This is a genomic window from Streptomyces sp. NPDC005811 (assembly GCF_040630405.1).
Taxonomy (GTDB): domain Bacteria; phylum Actinomycetota; class Actinomycetes; order Streptomycetales; family Streptomycetaceae; genus Streptomyces.
In genome coordinates this window covers 91476-106577 of the sequence record NZ_JBEXXK010000013.1, presented here as the reverse complement: position 1 = coordinate 106577, position 15102 = coordinate 91476, and the positions used below count along the sequence as shown (strand labels likewise).

The following is a 15102-nucleotide window of genomic DNA, read 5'->3' as shown; positions in this document are numbered from 1 at the left end:
CGGGGCGCGGCGGCTAGGGCGCCACCCACGCGTACCGGTGTTCCGGGCGGCCGGTGTCGCCGTACTTGAGGGAGAGGCGCAGCCGGCCGGCCTGTTCCAGATGGCGGAGGTAGCGCTGGGCGGTGGAGCGGCTCAGGCCGGTCTCGGCGGCCACCTCGTGGGCCGACAGCGGGTGGTCGGCGCGGTGCAGGACGGTGCAGATCAGGTCCGTGGTCGGTTCCGAGTGGCCGGTCGGCAGGCCGGGGGAGGACGGGACCGGGGTGGTGCGCAGGGCGCTGAAGATCCGGTCGACCTGCTCCTGGCCGGCGACACCCCGGCCGCCGACCCGGTCCACCGTGCGGCGCAGCGCGGCGTAGGAGTCGAGCCGGGTGCGCAGCGCGGCGAAGGTGAACGGTTTCACCAGGTAGTGCAGGGCCCCCAGGCGCATGGCGGTCTGCACGGTCGTGACGTCACCCGCTGCCGTGATCATGATGACGTCGGTGCCATGGCCCTGCTCCCGCATCCGGTGCACCAGCTCCAGGCCCGTCCCGTCGGGGAGGTAGTGGTCCAGCAGGACCAGGTCGATGCTTCCGCGCTGCACGGTGGCCAGCGCCTGGGCGGCACTGTGCGCGCGGGCGGCCACCCGGAAGCCGGGAACCTTCCCCACGTACTTGGCGTTTATCTCGGCGACGCGGAAGTCGTCGTCCACGACCAGGACGTCAATCATCGGGCCTCTTTCCCTCAAGGCCTGCTGGGCGTTAAGCCCATGTTTCGGCTCCGCTGTTGTAGCGCGCGCAAAAAGAGCACAACAGCCTCTTGCAAGCAAAAGAAGCGCATGCGCCCACAAGGCTGATGCCGTGTCCCGGCTCACATCTACCGTCCCCGGCCATGAGCGCACACACCAGCCCCGCCATCGAGCTGCGGGGCGCGAGCAAGGTCTTCAGGACCCCCTCGGGAGGCCTGCACACGGCCGTCCGGGACCTCGACCTCACCGTCGGGCGCGGTGAGTTCGTGGCCGTCGTCGGCCCCACCGGCTGCGGTAAGTCGACCACGTTGACCCTGGTCAGCGGCCTGGAGGAGCCGACCCGGGGCGAGGTCCTCGTCGCCGGGCAGCCGGTGCGCGGGGTCGGCGACAAGGTCGGCTTCGTCTTCCAGCAGGACGCCACCTTCCCCTGGCGCACGGTCCTGTCCAATGTCATGGCGGGCCCTCGCTTCCGCGGCGTTCCCAAGGCGGAGGCGAGGGACAAGGCCCGCGAATGGCTGGCCCGGGTCGGGCTCGCCGCTTTCGAGGACCGCTACCCGCACCAGCTCTCCGGCGGTCAGCGCAAGCGCGTCGCCCTCGCCGCCACCTTCGTCAACGACCCCGAGATCCTGCTCATGGACGAGCCGTTCTCGGCACTCGACGTGCAGACGAGGGCGCTGATGTCGGACGAGCTCCTGGAGCTGTGGGAGGGCACGGGCGCCTCGGTCGTCTTCGTCACCCACGACCTGGAGGAGTCCATCGCGCTGGCCGACAAGGTCGTGGTCATGACCGCGGGGCCGGCCACCGTGAAGCAGGTCTTCGACATCGACCTGCCGCGCCCTCGCAAGGTCGAGAAGGTGCGTCTGGAGCCGCGGTTCATCGAGATCTACCGCGAGATCTGGGAGTCCCTCGGTGAAGAGGTCCGCATCACCCGCGAAAGAGGTGCCGCCCATGTCGCCTGACGTCCTCAGTACCCCCGTCGCGGACACGGTCAAGGCGCCGGATCGCGCCCACTCGCGCGCGCGGGCCGCCCGCCGACGCAAGATCGTCGTCGGAGCCTCCCGGGTCCTGCTCCTGGTGCTCGTCCTCGCCCTGTGGGAGGCGCTCTCCCGGGCCAAGGCCATCGATCCGTTCAACTTCTCGATGCCCTCCAAGATCTGGGACCAGATCTGGACCTGGATCACCCATGGGACCGCGCTCGGCTCCCTCGGCGAACAGATCTGGTACACGCTCTACGAGGCACTGCTCGGCTGGGTCATCGGTGTGATCGCCGGTGTCGTGTGCGGTATCGCGCTGGGGCGGATCACCTTCCTCGCCGATGTCCTTGGTCCATACATCAAGGTGCTCAACTCGATCCCCCGTATCGTCCTTGCGCCGATCTTCGTCATCTGGTTCGGACTCGGCCCCGCCTCCAAGGTCGCCTCGGCCGTCGTCCTGGTGTTCTTCCCCGTCTTCTTCAACGCCTTCCAGGGCGCCCGCGAGGTCGACCGCAACCTGGTCGCCAACGCCCGCATCCTCGGGGCGAGCGACCGCAGGGTGACGCTTCAGGTCGTCATCCCCTCCGCCACCTCCTGGATCTTCACCAGCCTCCACGTGAGCTTCGGCTTCGCCCTCATCGGCGCGATCGTCGGCGAGTACATCGGCGCCACCAAGGGCATCGGCCTGCTCGTCGCGCAGTCCCAGGGCACGTTCAACGCGGCCGGTGTGTACGCGGCGATGGTCATCCTCGCCGTCGTGGCACTCGTCGCCGAGGGACTGCTCACCTTCGCCGAACGGCGCATCTTCCGCTGGAAGCCGTCGGGCTCCGACAGCTGAGGCCCGCCGAGCGCGCCTCGGTCGCTCCGTCAGCCGCCCGCGAACGGTCCTCGCCGATCCCGGCCGCCCCACCCCGCACCACCACCCCTCTCACAAGGACGTGAACCCGCCATGCGCTTCTCCGCCAGACACGCCGCCCTGGCCGCCGCCGGCCTGCTCGCCCTCTCCTCCCTCACCGCCTGTGCCAACGACGCGGCGAGCACCGCCTCCACCGGCTCCGGCGGGGACGGCAAGGGGACGAAGGTCAAGATCATGGTCGGTGGCCTGGACAAGGTCATCTATCTGCCCGCGATGCTCACCCAGCGCCTCGGCTACTTCGACGCCGAGGGCCTCGATGTCGAGCTGCTGAGCGAGCCGGCCGGTGTGCAGGCCGAGACCGCGCTCGTCTCCGGCCAGGTCCAGGGCGCCGTCGGCTTCTACGACCACACGCTCGACCTCCAGGTGAAGGGCAAGGCCGTCGAGTCCGTCGTGCAGTTCTCGCAGGCGCCCGGCGAGGTGGAGATCGTCTCCACCAAGGCGGAGGACAAGATCACCTCGCCCGAGGACTTCAAGGGCAAGAAGCTCGGTGTGACCGGCCTCGGCTCCTCGACCGACTTCCTCACCAAGTACCTCGCCGTCAAGAACGGCGTGAAGGTCAGCGAGTTCACCCCGGTCGCGGTGGGCGCCGGTCCCACGTTCATCTCGGCGCTGGAGCAGGGCGCCATCGACGCGGGCATGACGACCGACCCGACCGTGGCGAACATCCTGGACAAGAAGGCCGGCAAGGTCCTCATCGACATGAGGACGCCGCAGGGATCCATGGAGGCGCTGGGCGGGCCGTACCCCTCGTCAAGCCTGTACATGCAGACCGACTGGGTCAACAGCCACAAGGACACCGTCCAGAAGTTGGCCAATGCATTCGTCAAGACGCTCAAGTGGATGTCCACCCACAGCGCCAGCGAGATCGCCGACAAGATGCCGGCCGACTACTCGCAGGGCAACAAGACGCTGTACGCGGTGGCCATCAAGAGCACGCTGCCGATGTTCACCAAGGACGGCGTGATGCCCGAGCAGGGACCCGAGACCGTGGAGAAGGTCCTCAAGGCGTTCAACCCCGCCATCCAGAACGCCGACGTCGACCTGAGCAAGACCTACACCACGGAGTTCGTCGAGAAGGCGGCCGGCTGACGGCCCCGCCCCGCCGTGCCCTCAGGCGCGGGTCGCCCACACGTAACGGTGTTCCGGGCGGCCCGCGTCGCCGTATTTCAGGGTCAGCCGGGCCCGCCCCGTGCGTTCCAGGAGCTTCAGATAGCGCTGGGCGGTCTGGCGGCTCACCCCGGTCCGTTCGGCGATCTCCTGGGCCGACAGCGGCCCCTCGGCGTTCATCAGGGACTGACGGACCAGCTCGGCCGTGGTGGGGGAGTGCCCCTTGGGCAGCCCGGGCTCCGAGGGGGCGGACAGCGCGCCGAAGATACGGTCCACGTCCGCCTGTTCGGCCTCGCCGCCGCCGTCGAGCGTGCGACGAAGGTCGGCGTACGCCTCCAGCTTGGCGCGCAGGCCCGCGAAGTTGAACGGCTTCACCAGGTACTGCAGCGCGCCGTGGCGCATCGCCGCCTGCACGGTCGAGACGTCCCGTGCCGCCGTCACCATGATCACATCGGTCTGGTGACCGCGTCGCCGCATCTCCTGGACGACCTCCAGGCCCGTCTCGTCGGGCAGGTAGTGGTCGAGCAGGACCAGGTCGAGGCGCGGATGCTGCTCCAGCTGGCGCAGCGCCTCGGCCGCGCTGTGGGCCTCGCCGGCGACGTGGAAGCCGGGCACCTTCTCGACATAGGCCGCGTTGACCTGGGCGACCCTGGTGTCGTCGTCCACGACCAGGACCTCGATCATCGCGCCTCCTCCTCGACCGTGCCGTTCACCGATGCGGTCAACGCGGGTTCCAGGTCCGGTCCGGCCAGCGCCTCGGGAAGGACGACGGTGAACTCGGCGCCACCGCCGACCGCCTCGCCGACCGCGGCGCTGCCGCCCTGCCGCTCCGCGAGCCTGCGCACCAGCGAGAGTCCGATGCCGCGCTTGCCGTGCGCGGGCGGCTTCTTCGTGGACCAGCCCTCGGTGAAGACCAGCTCGCGCTGCTCGGCGGGGATGCCGGGGCCGGTGTCCCGTATGCGCAGGACGGCGGTACGGCCCTCCGCGCGCAGCTCGACCTCCACGCGCGCGTGCGGAGTGCCGGCGACGGCGTCGAGCGCGTTGTCCACGAGGTTGCCGACGACCGTGACCAGCCCGCGCGGGTCGACGAGCCGGTCCGGCAGCCGGGTGCCGTCGGACACCCACAGGGCCACCCCGCGCTCGGCCGCGACGGTCGCCTTGCCGACCAGCAGCGCGGCGAGCAACGGGTCCTCGATCTTCTCGGTCACCTGCTCCGACGTGACGCGGTGGTCCCCGACCACCTCCCCGACGAAGTCCACGGCGTCGTCGTACATCTCCAGTTCGAGCAGACCGAGAAGGGTGTGCATCCGGTTGGCGTGCTCGTGGTCCTGGGCGCGCAGCGCGTCGATCAGCCCGCGCGTGGAGTCGAGCTCACGGCCGAGCTGCTCCAGTTCGGTGCGGTCGCGCAGGGTGGCCACGGCACCGCCGTCGTCGGTGGGCATCCGGTTGACGACCAGGACGCGCTGTCCGCGTACGGCGATCAGGTCGGTGCCGGTCACCCGGCCGGCCAGGACGTCGGCCGTACGTCCCTCGCCGAGCGCCTCGTCGGGGGAGCGGCCCACCTCCTCGTCGCCGATGCCCAGGAGCCGCTGCGCCTCGTCGTTGAGGAGCCGGACCCGGCCGCTCCGGTCCAGCGCGACGACGCCCTCGCGGATGCCGTGCAGCATCGCCTCACGCTCCGCGAGCAGGGCCGAGATATCGGAGAAGGCCAGATCACGGGTCTGCCGCTGGACCCTTCGGGAGATCAGCCAGGCGGCCAGCGCGCCCACGGCGAGCGCACCGCCGGCGTAGGCGAACAGGCCCGGGATCGCATGGATCAGTCGGGCGCGCACGCTGTCGTACTCGATACCGACCGAGACCGCCCCGACGATGTCGCCGGCGCTGTCGCGCAGGGGCACCTTGCCGCGGGCCGAGCGGCCCAGGGTGCCGCTGTCGATCTCCATCACGTCCTGGCCGGCCAGTGCCTTCTTCGGATCCGTCGAGACATGGCCGCCCACCTCGTCGGGGTCGGTGTGCGACCAGCGGGTGCCGTTCAGGTCCATGACGACGACGTACTCGGCGCCGCTGGCCTTGCGGATCCGTTCCGCCTCGCGCTGCACCGGGCCGTCGACCGTGGGCGGGGTCCGTCGCAGGTCCTCGGCGATCTGGGGGACCGCCGCCGTGGTCTGCGCGATGGCGAGGGCGCGGCGCATCGCCTGGTCGTCCAGCTGATTGCTGAGCGGGGCGAGGAACAGGCCGGTCGCGAGCACCACGACTCCCGCGGCGATCGCCAGCTGCATCAGCAGCACCTGCGAGAAGACGCGCCGGGGCATGCCGAGGCGCAGGCGACGGGCGGGGGGAGAGGGGCTCATACCCAAGACGGTACGTGGGCGGGGCGGTGCAGCCGTAGGGGTGTGTGGTGTGGATCTCTTGACCGGCTCTTGGCCGGCTCAAGAGGAAACGGTTCGGCCGGGCCCCGCGAGGCCTGCGATCAACCCGGGATCAACCCGGGACCACCTGTGGACGCGGCCGCGTCAGCCGACCCCCGCCACCGCCAGTTCGCGCACCGCCACGACGTCCAGCCGCGCGGGTGAACCGAGGACCGACGCCCCGCAGCTCTCCGCGCGGGGCGGCTCGGACGCGCCCTGGGCCACCACGACCCGCCAGTGGCGCCCGTCGGTGTGGGCGACGGTCACCTCCCAGCGCGGTGCCCCGCCGGTGGTGAGGACGATGCCGAGCGCCTCGGCGCGGTCCTCGCCGGTCGCCCGGCGCACGGCCAGCTCCGCCGCCTGTCCGGGCCGTTCCCAGGCGGAACGCCCGCGGCAGCCGTCCACGACGACCCGCCCCTCCTGGACGCCGTGCAGGACCTCTTTGACGGTGTGGGCCTCGGCGCGGCCGTACACGTAGCCCTGCGGCAGGACGAGGACCGTCGGGGAGAACCGATGACCGCCCAGATGAGTGACCTCCCACACGCCCTGGACACCCGAGGCGGCCAGCTCGGCCGCGAGCGGGCGGCCCAGCAGGGCGCAGCAGCGGTCGCGCTTGCCGTTGGTGCAGACGAGGGCGAGCGGATCACCGGTGTGCGGGCCGCCGCGCAGCGCCGTGTCGAAGCCGCGGTGCTCGCCCCGGCCCAGCGCGGCGAAGTCGAGGTCGAGCAGCCGCGCGGGGTCGGTGGTCGTGGCGGTGTGCAGCCAGGCGTTCCCCGGTGCGGTGTGGGCCGCGTACACATGCCGTACGGGCGGTGGCATACCGGGGTCGGCGTGCCGGCCCGGGCGGCGGATGAGCGCGATCCGCACACCCGTGTCCTTCGCGGCCGCTTCCAGGGCTCGGCCGAGTACGGGGTCCAGGTGGCTCGAGGTGAGCGCCTTGGCACCCCACGGACCGGCCTGCTCCAGCAGGAGCCAGGTCGAGGCGGTGGCCGCGGTTCCGGGCATGGGCTCGCCGAGGTTCCGCGAGTCGGTCGCGCACGTACTCACAGAGGTGAGCCTAACCTGACTTGGCGCGCCGCACCTCCCGCAGTGCCTGTGGATCGCTGTGGAGTCCTCGGGGCGGGGCTGTGCGGGCGGCCCCGCCCCGAGGCGGGCGGGGCCATGCGGACACGGCTCAGGGGAGGTGCTGGGGCGGTTTCGGTCCCACGTACTGCCCGCTGGGGCGCATCCGCAAGGGCCGTTCGCCGTACTCCTCCAGGGCGTGGGCGATCCAGCCCGCCGTCCGGGCCACCGCGAAGATCGTCTCGCCCGCCGCGGGCTCCATGCCGAAGGAGGCGGTCAGGACGCCGAGCGCGAGGTCGACGTTGGCGTGCAACGGTGTGTGGCGGGCGGTCGTCGTCACGATGTCGCGGGCCGCGGCGAGGGCGGGAGCCGCGTCCGGAATCTCCTCCAGGAGGGCGAACAGGGCACGCGCGCGTGGGTCCTCGCCGGGGTAGAGCCGGTGGCCCAGACCGGGGATGCGGCGGCCGGCCCGCAGCTCCTGGGCGATCACCGGTCCCGCGTCGCCCAGCTCCAGGACCTCCTCCAGCAGCCGGTGCGCGAGCCCGCTCGCGGCGCCGTGCAGAGGCCCCTCGATGACGCCGAGACCGGCCGAGACCGCGGCGTAGGGGTGTGCGCGGGCCGAGGCGGCGACCCGCACCGCGAGCGTCGAGGCCGCCAGGTCGTGGTCGACGAGCAGCCCGAGGGCGGTGTCCAGGACGCGCAGCTTCGCCTCGTCGACGCGCCGCCCGGACAGCCGTGCCCACAGGCGCCGGGCCAGGGAGCCCTCGTCGCGGTGGGTGGGCCGTACGGGCGGGAGAGCGGTGACCAGGGTGGGGATCAGGAGGCGCGCGGTGCCGAGCACGGCCTCCTCGGTCAGGTCGAACCGCAGCGGATCGGCGACCGCCGCGGCGACGGCCGCCACCCGCAACCGGTCGGTGGGGCCGCTGTGTCCGGGCAGCGCGTCGACCGCGCGGCGGGCGGCCTCGACGGAGGCGGCAGGGGCGGTGAAGGAGGTGCCGGTCTGCAGGCGGCCCGTCCACAGCCACTCCGCGACCTCTTCGTACGGGTGCCGCGCGGCCAGCTCGGTCGCGTCGACACCGCGGTAGTAGTACCGGTCCTTGTCGATGAACGTGAGCCGGGTCCGCACGGACAGTTCGCCGCTCGTCCCCGGACTCCCGTCGCCCTGCCGCCTGTTGCGCCGCGCGAGCGCCTCGACCTCCTGGGCGTCGAAGGTGCTGCCCCGGCCGCCGGGCGTGCGTCTGCTGCTGAGCTGACCGCGGCTCACGTACGCGTACACGGTCTCGGGTTTCACGCCGAGCAGGTCGGCGGCCTCCCTGGTGCTCAGCCGTCGGTCCGGGTGGCCGGGGGCGGGTTCGTGATCGCGCATGGGGGTCACCGTATCCGCAGAGGACTTGCATTGATTCAATCAATATTGACAGAGATTTCGTCAATCATGGACAGTCGAATCAAGTTGAATCAAGTCGATTCCCCTGGCCTGGAGGGAAGTCATGACCGCCACACCCACGTACACACCCACACCCACACCCGCACGCCTCGACGCACCACGCGGTCTCGCCGGTGTCGTCGTCGCCGACACCGAGGTCGGTGACGTCCGGGGGCGCGAGGGCTTCTACCACTACCGCCAGTACTCGGCCGTCGACCTGGCACAGGCCCGCCCCTTCGAGGACGTATGGCACCTGCTCGTCCACGGCGAGCTGCCGGACGCGGAACGCAGCGCCGCCTTCGCCGCCGAGACCGCCGCCCTGCGACGGCTCCCCCGGACGGTGGCGGCGGCGCTGCCCGCCGCGGCCGCGGCCGCGGGGGCGAACCCCCTCGCCGGGATGCGGACGGCCCTGTCGCTGCTGGGCGCGGAGAAGGACTTCCGGCCCGTGTACGACATCGACGCGGACCGGCGCCGCGCGGACACCGTCGTCGCGGCCGCGGCCGTGCCGACCCTGCTCACCGCCCTGTACCGGCTGGGGAAGGGGCTCGACCCCGTCGAGCCGCGCGAGGATCTGTCGTACGCGGCGAACTACCTCTACATGCTGACCGGGACGGAGGCCGAAGCGGAGCGGGTCCGGGCGGTCGAGCAGTATCTGATCTCCACCATTGATCACGGCTTCAATGCGTCGACGTTCACGGCCCGGGTGATCGCCTCGACCGGGGCCGACGTGGCCGCGTGCCTGGTGGGGGCGGTGGGTGCGCTGTCGGGGCCGCTGCACGGGGGTGCGCCCAGCCGGGCCCTGGACACCCTGGACGCGATCGGCACGCCCGACCGGATCGACCCCTGGATCCGGGAGCGGGTCCTCGCCGGTGAGCGCATCATGGGCTTCGGTCACGCCGTGTACCGCACGGAGGACCCGCGCTCGCGCCTGCTCCGGGAGACGGCGCTGCGGTTCGGCGGGGCGCGGGTCGCGTTCGCGGTGGAGGTGGAACGGCGTGTGGAGGCGATCCTCGCCGAACTGAAGCCGGGCCGTGAGCTGCACACCAACGTGGAGTTCTACGCCGGCGTGGTCATGGAGCTGTGCGGGCTGCCCCGCGAGATGTTCACGCCCACGTTCGCCGCGGCGCGGGTGGTGGGCTGGAGCGCCAACATTCTGGAGCAGGCCGAGGACGCGAAGATCATCCGTCCCGTGGCACGGTACGTGGGGCCGGGGGCGCCGGTGGCGGTGCCGGAGGCCGCCTGAAGGGCGGGCTTGGACGCCTGCGCCGGGGAGAGGGCGTGACCGCGGACAGATCGCGTCGGTGGGGGCGCGCACGGCGCACGACAGGCGCACGCGCCGTGGGCCCGGTGTCGCGCACGGTGTACCGGGCCCGTTGCGGGGGAGTTCGACGGCTCTCCCCGGAGCCGTGTCACGCGTCCGGGATGTCGGCCTTCGCGCGGATGAGCGTCTCGCGCGTGATGACGACGATGCGTTCGTAGTCGGCGCGGGAGGCGTCGGACGGGAGGTCGGGGTCCAGCGAATCCGTGGCGTCCGTGCCGATCACGGCGAAGTTCCCGTCGGCCAACTCGAAGATGTCGGGGCAGTTGCCCCCTCCCGTGCTCCCCCGCTCGGCTGGGGCCGCACCGATCCGACGGATGATCTGACTCACTGTTGCTTCCCTTGGTCCATTGGCTTGCGCACGACGACTGCTCGATGCAAGGCGGACCCTGTGGGGTGCACTCGTCATCCGGCGGCGTAGGCGACGATGGTGTGGGGTCCTCTACGCGATCAAGCGCGAGTCAACTCCCTGACGTCCCCATCAACTGCGCACTTGACCGGTTCGTTATGGGCCGTCGGCGTGAACCTCGTGGCGCGCGCCGTCTACTCGGCCGGTGGCTCGCCCACCACCCACCACTCGTCCACGTCGGCCTCTTCGAGCTGACGCAGCAGCTCGTCGACCATGCGCCCCAGGTCGGCCTCGGTCGAATCGGCGGGGAGGGTCGCCCGCTGGCCCTGGGTGGCGTACCAGTACTCCCGGACGACGGGGTTCTGGAGCAGTCCGCGCATCCGGCCGTGGAACTCCTCGCGGGTCAGATTGCCGATGCGGTAGTAGAACAGCAGGTTCGTGTACAGGGCGTTGGCGAAGAGGTACTGCCGTCGCTTCTGGGGTGACGCCGGCACCTCGAAGATGTCCAGCACTTCGGCCAGCTCGGGGCTGTCGATCGCCTTGCTCAGCAGTTCCCAGTGCAGCCGCTGCTGATGGGCGAGGTTCGTGTCGGGCGGTGCCGCGACCGCCTGCTCCAGGCGCTCGAGTCGGGTGCGCAGCGCGTTGAGGGTGTTCCGCTGGACGGTCAGTGTTGCGAGGGCCCCGGCCGCGATGCCGAGGCCCGCCGCAGCGACGGGAGCGAGTCCCCGGGTCCGAGACTTCCGTGTGGCCATGTCAACCCCCGATTCGGGCGGCCGTGCGCCGGTCGTCGGGGTGCGGGTGGAGTGACGGGGACCGGCGAGCGGTGGGCGGCGCTTGCCGTCTCCCAGGGTGCCGAGCCGCTCTGATCGGCGGGGGAGGCGGAGGGGAGGCGCACGGAGGGAAGCGAGGGTCGCACGCCAGGGCGCCTTGCCAGACGTCTGCCCCGCAAGTGCTGCTAACAATCGTTCACTTCGGGGGGATTCGGTGGACTCGTATCCTGGGGCGCGTTCCATCGTCGTACGCGCTCCGCGGCCGTGAGCCGGAGTGCGCGCAGGTGTCAGAGAGGTCGCACGGTGACGCAGAGCCGCAGTCCGCAGCAGATCCCGGTCGTCGTACTCGCCGGATTCCTCGGCTCCGGCAAGACGACCCTGCTGAACCATCTCCTGCACCGCAGCGGCGGCAGCCGCATCGGGGCGATCGTCAACGACTTCGGGGCGATCGAGATCGACGCCATGGCCGTGGCCGGCGCGCTCGGCGACTCCACCGTCTCCCTCGGCAACGGCTGTCTGTGCTGTGCCGTCGACGCGAGTGAACTCGACGTCTATCTGGAGCGGCTCGCCCACCCCGGCACCGGCATCGACGTCATCGTCATCGAGGCCAGCGGTCTCGCCGAACCCGAGGAACTGGTGCGGATGGTGCTCGCCAGTGAGCACCCGGGGATCGTGTACGGAGGTCTCGTCGAGGTCGTCGACGCCGCCGAGTTCGACGACACCCGCACCAGGCACCCCGGGATCGACCGGCATCTCGCCCTCGCCGACCTGGTCGTCGTCAACAAGATCGACCGCGCTCCGCAGGCCGGGCGCGTCCTGGACCTCGTCCGCTCGCTCACCGACCGCGCGGCCGTCGTCCCGGCGACGTACGGCCGGGTCGACCCGGAGTTCCTCTTCGACTGCCGGCCCGGCGAGGAACGCATCGGGCAGCTGTCCTTCGACGACCTGCACGAGCACGCCGACGAAGGCCACGACCACCACGGCGGGCATCTGCACGCCGCCTACGACAGCGTCTCCTTCGTCTCCGAAGTCCCCCTCGACCCCCGCCGGTTGATGGCCTTCCTCGACAGCAGGCCCGAGGGGCTCTACCGGATCAAGGGGTACGTCGACTTCGGCCCGCACGACGTCCTGAACCGCTACGCCGTGCACGCCGTCGGCCGCTTCCTGCGCTTCTACCCGGAGCGCCGGAGCGCCGCCGGGGACCGCCTCACCCAGCTCGTCCTCATCGGTACCGGCATCGACGCCGAGGCCCTCGGCAAGGAGCTCCAGGCGTGCAGGAGCGACGCCCCGCACGCCGACGAGCACGGCATGTGGGGCGTCCTGCGCTACGTACAGGACCCGGACGGCACATCCGATCCCGGGGAACCGGTCTAGACCGGGCCCGCCACCACGCCCACCGTCTTCGGCAGGGAGACGCCCGAGCCGTCGCGGCGCGGGTCCATCTCGGGCAGTTCGGCCGGCAGGCCGTTCTTCTGGGCGGCCTTCGCCGGGACCGGGCCCGCCCAGGCGAAGGCCAGGCAGTCCTCGCCCTTCAGGAACCGCTGGCAGCGCACACCGCCGGTGGCACGGCCCTTGCGCGGGTACTGGTCGAACGGGGTCAGCTTGGCCGTCGTCTGGACGGAGTCGTCCAGCGTGCCGCGTGAGCCGGCGACCGTGAAGACCACCGCGTCCACCGACGGGTCCACCGCGGTGAACGAGATCACCTTCACGCCCTCGGCGAGCTTGATGCCCGCCATGCCGCCCGCCGGACGGCCCTGCGGACGCACCTGAGCGGCCTGGTAGCGCAGCAGCTGGGCGTCGTCGGTGATGAAGACCAGGTCCTCCTCGCCGGTGCGCAGCTCGATCGCGCCGACGATCCGGTCACCCTCCTTGAGGGTGATGACCTCGAGCTCCTCCTTGTTGGTCGGGTAGTCGGGGACCACCCGCTTGACCACGCCCTGCTCGGTGCCGAGCGCCAGACCGGGGGAGGACTCGTCGAGCGTGATGAGGCAGACCAGCGTCTCGTCGCCCTCCAGGGCGACGAACTCCGTCAGCTGGGCACCCCCCGCGAGGTTCGGTGCCGACGCCGTGTCCGGCAGCTGAGGCAGGTCGACGACGTTGATCCGCAGCAGCCGGCCCGCCGAGGTGACCGCGCCGATCTCCCCGCGCGCGGTGGCCGGTACCGCCGAGACGATCACGTCGTGCTTGGCGCGCCTGCCGTCGTCCTCACCGGTGAAGGGTTCGCCGCTCGCCGTGCGGGCCAGCAGACCCGTGGACGAGAGCAGGACCCGGCACGGGTCGTCCGCGACCTGCAGCGGCACGGCGGCGGCCGGGGTGCCGGACGACTCCAGCAGCACCGTACGCCGCTCGGTGCCGAACTTCTTGGCCACCGCGGCCAGTTCGGACGAGACCAGCTTGCGCAGCTCCGCGTCCGAGTCCAGGATCCGGGTCAGCTCCGCGATCTCCGCGTTGAGCCGCTCCTTCTCCGCCTCCAGCTCGATCCGGTCGAACTTGGTGAGACGGCGCAGCGGCGTGTCGAGGATGTACTGGGTCTGGATCTCCGACAGCGAGAAGCGCTCCATCAGGCGCTCCTTGGCCTGCGCGCTGTTCTCGCTGGAGCGGATCAGCCGGATGACCTCGTCGATGTCGACGAGCGCCGTCAGCAGGCCCTCCACCAGGTGCAGCCGGTCGCGGCGCCTGCCGCGGCGGTACTCGCTGCGCCGGCGGACCACGTCGAAGCGGTGGTCGAGGTAGACCTCCAGGAGCTCCTTGAGGCCCAGCGTCAGCGGCTGGCCGTCCACCAGCGCCACGTTGTTGATGCCGAAGGACTCCTCCATCGGCGTCAGCTTGTAGAGCTGCTCCAGGACGGCCTCCGGCACGAAGCCGTTCTTGATCTCGATGACCAGGCGCAGGCCGTGCTGACGGTCGGTGAGGTCCTTGACGTCGGCGATGCCCTGGATCTTCTTCGAACCGACCAGGTCCTTGATCTTGGCGATGACCTTCTCGGGGCCGACCGTGAACGGAAGCTCCGTGACGACCAGGCCCTTGCGGCGGGCCGTCACCGTCTCCACCGCGACCGTGGCGCGGATCTTGAAGGTGCCGCGGCCGGTCTCGTAGGCGTCGCGGACGCCGGACAGGCCGACGATCCGGCCGCCCGTGGGAAGGTCCGGCCCCGGGACGAACTTCATCAGGGTGTCCAGATCCGCGTTGGGGTAGCGGATCAGGTGCCGGGCCGCCGCGACGACCTCGCCCAGGTTGTGCGGCGGCATGTTCGTGGCCATGCCGACCGCGATCCCGGACGCGCCGTTGACCAGCAGGTTCGGGAAGGCGGCGGGCAGCGCCACCGGCTCCTGCTCCTGGCCGTCGTAGTTCGGCGCGAAGTCGACGGTGTCCTCGTCGATCGACTCCGTCATCAGGCTCGTCGCCTCGGCCTGACGGCACTCGGTGTACCGCATGGCGGCCGGCGGGTCGTCGTTGCCCAGGGAGCCGAAGTTGCCGTGGCCGTCGACCAGCGGCACGCGCATGGAGAACGGCTGCGCCATGCGCACCAGCGCGTCGTAGATCGACGCGTCGCCGTGCGGGTGCAGCTTGCCCATGACCTCGCCGACGACGCGCGCGCACTTCACATAGCCGCGGTCGGGGCGCAGGCCCATCTCGTTCATCTGGTAGACGATGCGACGGTGGACCGGCTTGAGTCCGTCGCGGGCGTCGGGCAGGGCGCGGGAGTAGATGACCGAGTACGCGTACTCGAGGAAGGAGCCCTGCATCTCGTCGACGACGTCGATGTCGAGGATCCGCTCCTCGTACGAGTCGTCGGGCGGCGGGGTCTTCGTGCTGCGGCGGGCCATCGCTGCCGGCTCCTTGCTGAGGCGTGTGACGGATGCTGACGCGGTCCATTGTGGACCGTGGCACTGACAAGACGGGCCCAGGACCCCGGCCCTCTCATGATTGCCCGCAGGGTACGTCATGTCCGATCCGGTGCGACGTCCCGGATTCTCGCTCTCGGCGTACCGCCCCCGGGAACTTCGCCGACCCACCGCGCGCTTGCATACAGTGACAGGACCGGCAGGAA

The 15102-nt window shown here is 71.2% G+C and carries 13 protein-coding genes; 5 read left to right on the top strand and 8 right to left on the bottom strand.

Features of this window, described 5'->3' with window-relative positions; all coding sequences use genetic code 11:
* Positions 1-13: 13 nt before the first annotated feature.
* The gene (locus ABZ490_RS16180) at positions 14-706 is read right to left on the bottom strand and encodes a response regulator (RefSeq protein ID WP_358989744.1); all 693 of its coding nucleotides are present in this window, start codon (positions 704-706) and stop codon (positions 14-16) included.
* A 161-nt stretch (positions 707-867) separates the two neighbouring features.
* Between ABZ490_RS16180 and ABZ490_RS16175 the strand changes: the two genes are divergently transcribed.
* The 3 genes from ABZ490_RS16175 (at position 868) to ABZ490_RS16165 (ending at position 3703) form a co-directional block, all read left to right on the top strand.
* Positions 868-1683, top strand: coding sequence for an ABC transporter ATP-binding protein (locus ABZ490_RS16175; RefSeq protein WP_358989742.1), 816 nt, complete (start codon positions 868-870; stop codon positions 1681-1683).
* A complete protein-coding gene (locus tag ABZ490_RS16170; RefSeq protein WP_358989740.1) occupies positions 1673-2536 on the top strand; it encodes an ABC transporter permease in 864 nt (287 codons plus the stop codon). The genes ABZ490_RS16175 and ABZ490_RS16170 overlap by 11 nt, the downstream gene beginning before the upstream one ends.
* A gap of 111 nt (positions 2537-2647) precedes the next feature.
* A complete protein-coding gene (locus ABZ490_RS16165; protein ID WP_358989738.1) occupies positions 2648-3703 on the top strand; it encodes an ABC transporter substrate-binding protein in 1056 nt (351 codons plus the stop codon).
* 21 nt (positions 3704-3724) lie between these two features.
* On the opposite strand, the gene ABZ490_RS16160 is transcribed toward ABZ490_RS16165, so the two are convergent.
* From ABZ490_RS16160 to ABZ490_RS16145, 4 genes are all read right to left on the bottom strand, one after another.
* A complete protein-coding gene (locus ABZ490_RS16160) occupies positions 3725-4405 on the bottom strand; it encodes a response regulator (protein WP_358989736.1) in 681 nt (226 codons plus the stop codon).
* A complete protein-coding gene (locus ABZ490_RS16155) occupies positions 4402-6072 on the bottom strand; it encodes a sensor histidine kinase (protein ID WP_358989734.1) in 1671 nt (556 codons plus the stop codon). The genes ABZ490_RS16160 and ABZ490_RS16155 overlap by 4 nt, the downstream gene beginning before the upstream one ends.
* 162 nt (positions 6073-6234) lie before the next feature.
* Positions 6235-7176 carry a sucrase ferredoxin gene (locus ABZ490_RS16150; RefSeq protein ID WP_358989732.1) on the bottom strand — a complete coding sequence of 314 codons (942 nt, stop codon included), beginning with the start codon at positions 7174-7176 and terminating at the stop codon, positions 6235-6237.
* 127 nt (positions 7177-7303) lie between these two features.
* Positions 7304-8557, bottom strand: a complete 1254-nt coding sequence (locus tag ABZ490_RS16145; RefSeq protein WP_358989730.1) for a citrate synthase — start codon at positions 8555-8557, stop codon at positions 7304-7306.
* A 121-nt stretch (positions 8558-8678) separates the two neighbouring features.
* On the opposite strand from ABZ490_RS16145, the gene ABZ490_RS16140 reads away from it, so the two are divergent.
* On the top strand, positions 8679-9857 hold the full coding sequence (locus ABZ490_RS16140) for a citrate synthase (protein WP_358989728.1): 1179 nt from the start codon (positions 8679-8681) through the stop codon (positions 9855-9857).
* Between the two features lie 166 nt (positions 9858-10023).
* Here ABZ490_RS16140 and ABZ490_RS16135 read toward each other — a convergent pair whose 3' ends face one another.
* Positions 10024-10263, bottom strand: a complete 240-nt coding sequence (locus ABZ490_RS16135; RefSeq protein ID WP_358989726.1) for a hypothetical protein — start codon at positions 10261-10263, stop codon at positions 10024-10026.
* Positions 10264-10475: 212 nt separating this feature from the next.
* Complete coding sequence (locus ABZ490_RS16130) at positions 10476-11033, bottom strand: DUF6082 family protein (RefSeq protein WP_358989724.1); 558 nt, start codon at positions 11031-11033, stop codon at positions 10476-10478.
* A gap of 321 nt (positions 11034-11354) precedes the next feature.
* Between ABZ490_RS16130 and ABZ490_RS16125 the strand changes: the two genes are divergently transcribed.
* Complete coding sequence (locus tag ABZ490_RS16125; protein WP_358989722.1) at positions 11355-12425, top strand: CobW family GTP-binding protein; 1071 nt, start codon at positions 11355-11357, stop codon at positions 12423-12425.
* On the opposite strand, the gene ABZ490_RS16120 is transcribed toward ABZ490_RS16125, so the two are convergent.
* Entirely contained in the window at positions 12422-14878 is a 2457-nt protein-coding gene (locus ABZ490_RS16120; protein ID WP_358989720.1) for a DNA topoisomerase IV subunit A, read from the bottom strand. The two genes, ABZ490_RS16125 and ABZ490_RS16120, sit on opposite strands and share 4 nt — an antisense overlap.
* Positions 14879-15102 lie beyond the last annotated feature (224 nt).